The organism is Gilliamella sp. wkB292, from assembly GCF_001690235.1.
Lineage (GTDB): Bacteria > Pseudomonadota > Gammaproteobacteria > Enterobacterales > Orbaceae > Gilliamella > Gilliamella apicola_F.
The window spans coordinates 1-7,116 of the sequence record NZ_LZGO01000041.1; the positions used below are offsets into that span (position 1 = coordinate 1).

The 7,116-nt window shown below is 32.2% G+C and carries 9 protein-coding genes; 1 reads left to right on the forward strand and 8 read right to left on the reverse strand.

The window, feature by feature from the left end:
• The 8 genes from A9G09_RS04145 to A9G09_RS04180 form a co-directional block, all read right to left on the reverse strand.
• Positions 1 to 186 (reverse strand): hypothetical protein (locus A9G09_RS04145; protein WP_141671525.1); only part of this gene is annotated, 186 nt, incomplete at its 3' end.
• Between the two features lie 378 nt (positions 187 to 564).
• Positions 565 to 807 (reverse strand): DUF1799 domain-containing protein, encoded by a 243-nt coding sequence (locus A9G09_RS04150; protein WP_065633647.1) that lies wholly within the window; start codon positions 805 to 807, stop codon positions 565 to 567.
• A 62-nt stretch (positions 808 to 869) separates the two neighbouring features.
• Positions 870 to 1,181, reverse strand: coding sequence for a phage tail assembly chaperone (locus A9G09_RS04155; protein ID WP_065633648.1), 312 nt, complete (start codon positions 1,179 to 1,181; stop codon positions 870 to 872).
• 12 nt (positions 1,182 to 1,193) lie between these two features.
• Entirely contained in the window at positions 1,194 to 1,853 is a 660-nt protein-coding gene (locus tag A9G09_RS04160; RefSeq protein WP_065633649.1) for a phage tail protein, read from the reverse strand.
• Between the two features lie 20 nt (positions 1,854 to 1,873).
• A complete protein-coding gene (locus tag A9G09_RS04165; protein ID WP_065633650.1) occupies positions 1,874 to 2,077 on the reverse strand; it encodes a phage tail terminator-like protein in 204 nt (67 codons plus the stop codon).
• 732 nt (positions 2,078 to 2,809) lie between these two features.
• A complete protein-coding gene (locus A9G09_RS04170; RefSeq protein WP_065633651.1) occupies positions 2,810 to 3,250 on the reverse strand; it encodes a D-Ala-D-Ala carboxypeptidase family metallohydrolase in 441 nt (146 codons plus the stop codon).
• Positions 3,251 to 3,252: 2 nt separating this feature from the next.
• Positions 3,253 to 3,558: a phage holin family protein gene (locus A9G09_RS04175; RefSeq protein ID WP_065633652.1), complete on the reverse strand. Its 306-nt coding sequence runs from the start codon at positions 3,556 to 3,558 to the stop codon at positions 3,253 to 3,255.
• 722 nt (positions 3,559 to 4,280) lie between these two features.
• Complete coding sequence (locus A9G09_RS04180) at positions 4,281 to 4,664, reverse strand: antiterminator Q family protein (RefSeq protein WP_065633653.1); 384 nt, start codon at positions 4,662 to 4,664, stop codon at positions 4,281 to 4,283.
• A gap of 553 nt (positions 4,665 to 5,217) precedes the next feature.
• On the opposite strand from A9G09_RS04180, the gene A9G09_RS04185 reads away from it, so the two are divergent.
• On the forward strand, positions 5,218 to 5,913 hold the full coding sequence (locus A9G09_RS04185; protein ID WP_065633654.1) for a helix-turn-helix transcriptional regulator: 696 nt from the start codon (positions 5,218 to 5,220) through the stop codon (positions 5,911 to 5,913).
• Positions 5,914 to 7,116 lie beyond the last annotated feature (1,203 nt).

Below are 7,116 nucleotides of genomic sequence, written 5' to 3' on the forward strand. Positions count from 1 at the left end.
GGTTATTATATCTTGCATTTCATTTGATATGGTTGAAATCGCTGAAATGCTATTTAGCACAGTCTCATCGGCCCAATGCGAATTGCCCATATCACTAATTAATAACTCAGATATAGCGGTGATATGACTTAATTTTGCATATAACTTATCAAAATCTGATTCGGCAATAATAATATTTCTGTTCATCTCTATTTCCTTAACTAACTTAATTTTCTATAAATCTAATAATTGGATTGATTCATTAATGGCTTTATTATGTATGCTTACTTTGCTATTTGTAATTTAGATTTGATTGTTTATTGCAATTTTACAAATTGCAAATTAATCAATAACTTTTGTTTGCGCACCGCTACTAGGCTGTTTTAAGATGATTATTTCAATTTTGTCATCACAATCTTTATTTTTTTAATATCAATAAATTAATCTATTATGCTATTTTTTATTGGTAATAAATCCGTTTCGACTCGTTTTTCCATTGCTCATTTATGAATAAATAGATGTTACTTATCGCTTATCTTATTTAGATTAAAAAATGATAAGTGTTAGATAACCGACTTTCGTCGGTTATTTGGTTTTATGAATTATTTTTAAGGCTTGGCTTTCCATTAGCTGTATATCGTGAAAAATCGTTTCGCTTTCTAAAATATTATTCACTTTCATCACCCAAGGAAAGCAATTATAATCAAGCCCGATTAGTCCACTCATGCTTGTACGCCATTGCGTTGACATGGCTTTAAATAATCGAAATGAATCTAAATTATCCTGCCATATCTCTATAAATTCGCCATCATAATCATCCTCAGACAAACCAAAAGCAGCTAATTCATCTTGAGAAGGTTCAGGCGTATATAACGCAGTGACAAGCTCAATTAGTTTTTTTCGCGTTGACCAAATAATTCTTTATAGTAAGTTGTTGTAATTGCTTGTGAAGCAGATGGATAGTTATTTAATAAAATTTGCATATTATCTTGATTAAATTCATCATTTAAACTCCAACCTGCTACAATTTTCATGATAAAATCAATAATACCATTATTTTTCAGTTCATCTTCAAATTTAGCAAGCTCATTGACTGGATAATGTTTGAAAGTAAACTCAACTGATCCGTCTTCTTGGCCAGGCCGAGCAATTAACACTTTGCATTTAAAAGTGGGATCTGCAATTAATTTAAATTTTGCCATTGACCATTCACCTTATTTATCTTTATAAAATGTAATAGCGGGTGATTCAACAGTGGTACTAATTTTTACTGTTTCAACTTCGTTAATTGTGGTTTCTGGTGTTGGATCAAATGAAACCCGCACCGCGTCATAACGTGTTTCATTCGCTTTTGGTACATACATTTTCATAGCCACAACTTCATTGGTTTGATCTAAGCTTTGTAGTAAAGGATAAATCGGTAATGAGCTATCATGAGCAATGGTAAAAGTTTTGGTTTTAGCTGATTTTATTGTCGGTAATTGACGTTCTGTTTCATCTTCTAAAAATTGAATTTGTACAAATTGTTGTTCACCACCCTCACTGGCTACTTCTTTAATTTGTGGCAATCGTTCCCAATCGGTAATTTTAGTAAGACTACCAAAGCCTTCATTAGCAGGGAATACATTAACATTACTTGTGTTAATATTACCTAAAGTGACATCAGTATTATTAACACGTACAATTCGTGCCACAACATTATTTAGTTTATTCCAAGACGAAGCAATAACAACTTCGTCATCAACATTAAGTCCATGCCCTGCTTTTAATGTCACGACAGCCTCTTTATCGTTAGTAATCATATTAAAATCAAGCTTAGCATCTTTTGATTTTTGCACGTAAACTCGTGCACCATTAGGTAAAGCAAAACCCATGTGTTAACTCCTTTATTTTATTACATTAAAGTGTCAGCAAGATGATTCATACTGACGGGAATAGTGTAAGTGGTTTTATCCGTTATAGCAGGATAAGCACTTGGTAAAGAATTAATATAAAGCGCAAAATTGCCTATTTTTAATTCTAAATTAAGTGGAAAGTGAGCAATAATTGCATCACATATACGTAAAGCATCTGATTTGCCAGTATTGATTGGTACCACAATACTTATTTATAAACTCTTGATTCACTATCCAAATCGAAACAGGTTGTGATCGCTAGTAATAAAGTTGATCTTAAATAAGCATTATCGATGCTGTTGAATAGTAATATTTTCATCAAAGTATGGATAATTGTACCTGTTTTACAACTATTTAAAGATATGATTCAAGCTGTGCCGAAATAGCTGAAATCAATTTTTCACATCTTTACTAAGCTGATTATTAAAATAAGTCTATGCTTTCAATATAGCTTTTTTGATCGTTCTGTTTGGTGTATGTCTTACATTACCAAACTCTAATCAAACAATATTTTAGCTGTGATTAGTGATATAAATGGATTGTACATTACAAGACATATTTTTATTTATGCCAAGCAGTGTTTTGAAGTGTTAGTAGAATCAATGTAATTGACATTTTCTCTATCAACGAATTCTACTTCTGTAGTATCAGATGATACGTGCCAATTGATCTCAAATTGTCGACTAAAATTTGTCTGATGATTTTCTAATTCAGAAAGTTGAGATGAGTTATTCGAAGGGGGAAAAGACGATGTCTTGTAAAATATTGATACTTATTTGTTTTACCAGCGTATCAGGCTTATCTTTCCCTTGATTAATAAACTAATTGATTCCATTCAAAAAATTTTGTAGCTACTAGACATAATCAACATCTATTGTTAACAAAATTCATTTAAGCACTGAGCAAAATTGATAAGGTTAAAGTAAGAGTAGTAACTAGATTAACCCATTAACATATGTTGTTTTCCCACTGTTTTTTATCGCGGTTAATACCTGTTGACGGTTAGATGTAGGACTAAAACCTATGTGTACCCATTGATTATGTTCTTGAATAAGCTTATCAAATTCAACTCTTGCATCGATTAATCGTTGACAAATTTCTTTAGGTGTACCAAAAGACGAATGAAAATCGACGGCTAATCCTAGCGTGTGGGCACTGGTTGCGACTCCACCAACACGCGCATTTAGCGCTGGGCAACGATAACCAGAAGTGATAATAATGGGCTTTCCTAAAGCTTGCCTAACTAATTCTAACTTTGCAGCGGTTAATTTAATATTAGGCATCAGCTCTGTAGGCACGCTATTATCTATTTTTAATCTACTGGCTAATAGAGAATTGGTAAATTCTTCTAATTTAAAGTTTGTGGTAAGTTTCACGGTTATTCTCCTTTAGCTTTTTTTAACAATTTTTCTTCGAGTATTTTTATTAGGGTTGCACCAGACCAACCAGCTAGACCAGCTACGCCTCCTGCTAATTCAAATTCCCAGTTGAAATAACTTGCACCCAGTACAACCAATATACCGGCAAATATTGAGATAAATATTTGTGCAAATAACACCCAGACATTGAATTTGTTGCCATTGAGCACGTGATAGCAATAACTGGCTAATGAACCCAATAAGGTGACAATCATTAAATAAATAACAACATACCAATTAATGTTGTTAGGATCTTTTATAGGCATAATAAATCTTTATATAAGTTAACAACGGTCATTCAATTTAACCGCTGATTTTGTTTATTTAAAATAGGAAAGATAATGAATAAAAACAATTTGATAGGTTAGTTTTATTGAAAAATAACATGTATTAGAAATAACGCATAATACTATGAATTTCTTAATCTTTATCTTGTCATTATTAGACAAGTTATTTAATTTCAATGAATAATAAAGGATTGAACCTAATATCCCTAATATTTTACTATTTTCTAATCATGCAATATCAAAAATAGTTGCCGCCTCCTTTTTGAATAGTAATTAATATAACTAATTGATAAAATTATAAAATATTCAACAACAAACATTTTTATAATGTTTATTAAACTAATTTACATCAAAATCATTGCCATTGTTGTGCAAGTAGAAATCGATAAAAGGTAAATAATAAGATTGATACGCAAAAGATTATCTTGTTTTCTTGATGAATTAAGATGTTTGGTATCATTTAAGGGAATAAATACACTATCGAATAAAATTTAATATGTTATTGATTATTTATCTAATCAATCTCTAAATATTTGCATTACCCTATTTTGAGCTACTCAAATTCAAAAATAATTTAATTAGCTAATACAATATGTTGCAATATATTTCACATAACAAAAAAGCCCGTCTATTGCTAGCGGGCTTTTTTATGCGTTTAAATTTTAATTATGGACTAATTATATATGCTTATTTGCGCAATGTCAAGCATTTTCACTGCAATGTTTAACATTTTTACTACTTTTATTGAAAAATGGATAAATATTCCCTCCCACAAAACTTTGCGCCTGATTCAAAATATTGATAATGTCGTGAGGCCTTTTACCTATCGCTTTCGCTTGTGCATTACAAGACACATTCTTTAAGTAATACGCCACCAACACCGTCCATTGCACCGGATTATATTCTTTCAAACTCAAAACAGCATTATCAACAACCTCTGCTTCTTGCTCTGTCAAATATTGGCGATAATCAAAATCTCGAGCCGCTCCAGCAACAACCGATGATTGTGATGGATATTCTGTTCCTATACGCTTAACAATGCGGGTATTTCGCCATGCCGTTAAAATATCTTTCGTCTCTTTCATTGTGACCTCTTCTTTATTCCACTATTTTTTATGCTGATACTGGGTTCAAAATATTAATGGGTAACTTGTGTTATTCTTTATGCTGAGTTAAAACAAACTAATGAGCCTAAAATTATCAGGGCTATGCGTTACACTGTCCTGACAACTACTTACTGCTTATTACTTATTACTTATTACTTATTACTTAGAAAAAACATCGAAACTAAACAAGTTCATGCCCTTCTTATAAACCTTCGTAGTGTAGTGAGCTTAGGACTACATCCGTGATAACTCAGTAAAGAGTAAAATATCATTAGTACAAACCGCTAACGCCCCAGATAATCAAATGCATTACACTACCCATTAAATTAAAATCATCAAAAGTACTCAATTGATTGGGCGTTTTATCGTTAAAGTTATTGTTATTATTGCTCAATTTGAGCATGATAATTTTAATTATTAATAATGATAACCTATATTATCGTTTAAAGCAATTATCATTATCGCTATTAATCATTGATATTTGATAACTTGGGTTATATACTGACCCGGTCGATAACCACGAGGTAATACTATGACCACTTTTACCGATAGAATAAATTGGGCATTACAAGCATCCGGCTTGTCTCAGCACCAATTAGCCGAGAAAGTCAAAATTAGCCAACCCGCCATTCAAAAACTGGTTTCAGGTAAATCGAGCACGTCACGCAAAATTGTTGAAATTGCAACAGCCTTAAATGTTGACCTGTTATGGCTTACCCAAGGCGTCGGGAAACCTGACGTGGGCAAAAACCAAGCCAATGCAAAAATACTGGGAACTATCGATGACTGGGATAGTAAAACACCACTTGATAATGATGAGGTTGAAGTGCCATTTTATAAGGATGTACGGCTATCTGCCGGTGATGGATTTGCAGATGATATTGAAGATTATAATGGTTACAAATTGAGACTGTCTCGTTCAACCATGCGCCGCTATGGCATTGATAAAGATTGTGCAGTTTGCTTAACAGTTTATGGTGACAGTATGGAGCCTGTTTTTCAGGATGGTGCCACGGTTGCTATTGACCAGGCCGATACCAGTATTCGTGATGGTAAAATTTATGCGATTAATCATGACGGGTTACTCCGAATCAAAATTTTAGAAAAACTACCCGGTAATCAAATCAAAATCAGAAGTTATAATCCAGGTTATGAGGACGAAATCATTTCACAAGATGAGATTACTATTTTAGGACGAGTCTGGTGGCAATCATCCATTCTTAACTAAGAGCCCGATAATCAGACAAAAACACACCATATCAATCAACCAGCACAGGTTGGAATGATAACAATTGATAACACAGTTTACCCCCCTCCACACCAGCCCGTTATTGGGCTGAGACCGTTTCACCTCAATAATGTAACGTTGCCTTTAGTGATAACAAACAATAACCAAAAAACACAAATTAATAACTTTAATTATTGACACCAATGATAACATATATTATCATTGCCACATCAAAACCAATCAAGTTAACAGTGTCATTAAACAAGACTACGAGTTATTTAATGCGTTAACAAGATTCAAGTAGCTAGCAGGGGCATATGAACATACTGCGGTTTTGATACATGTCACAGGCATGACGGTAAACTGCGGCTGATGGCAGTGTTAATTGCACATAACACAATTAATACTGCCATATCTCATCCTATCAGCACTCACGCACACTGTTGTTAGGAAAAGGACAGCGGGAAAGACTGCGAACAGACCACATCCTTCGCCCCAACATGTTGGGGTCTTTTTTAAGGAAATATCATGATTAATAGAGATTTTATTAATATTAAAACCAAAAACAGATTTGACAAAGATTATCAATTAACTAAACACGAAATCCGATTTATCTACTTTGCCAATCTAATATTAATCTTTATGGGATTGGTCGCCTTGTTAATTGCATATTCCTGATAACTATTGGACAAGTAAGGCGTAAGAACATCGTGAATGTAAAACATGTTTTTTTAATCAACTAAATTAATGAAAAATAGTTTTTTTAACCGTAAATAAAAAATACTTTAATTAGGATAACTAAAATTCAAACATCTATATCAATTTAAAGTTAATACTCAAAGAATCAATCAAATCTAAAATAAGAATCTAATCATACAAACAGCTTTTATTTAAAATAAGATGTTTGTCTGGTTATATCCTTATTATTTATTAATGAGTGACTTAATAAAAACATCAAATTGATTTAAAACAATTTTAATAATTTTCCTTGCAACAAAAAGAGAATATAACCATGAAATATTACTTATTAATTATTACTTTCGGAATGTGTAATTTAATTACTAGCTGCGCTTTTTATTATAGGTAATTGCAATGAAGTTTATCATGATATTAATTTCAACTTTATTACTTTCAGGCTGTATTACCGTTTATGAATGCGAGGGAGACCATAAAGAAACATATAATAATATATCCCCAACGACA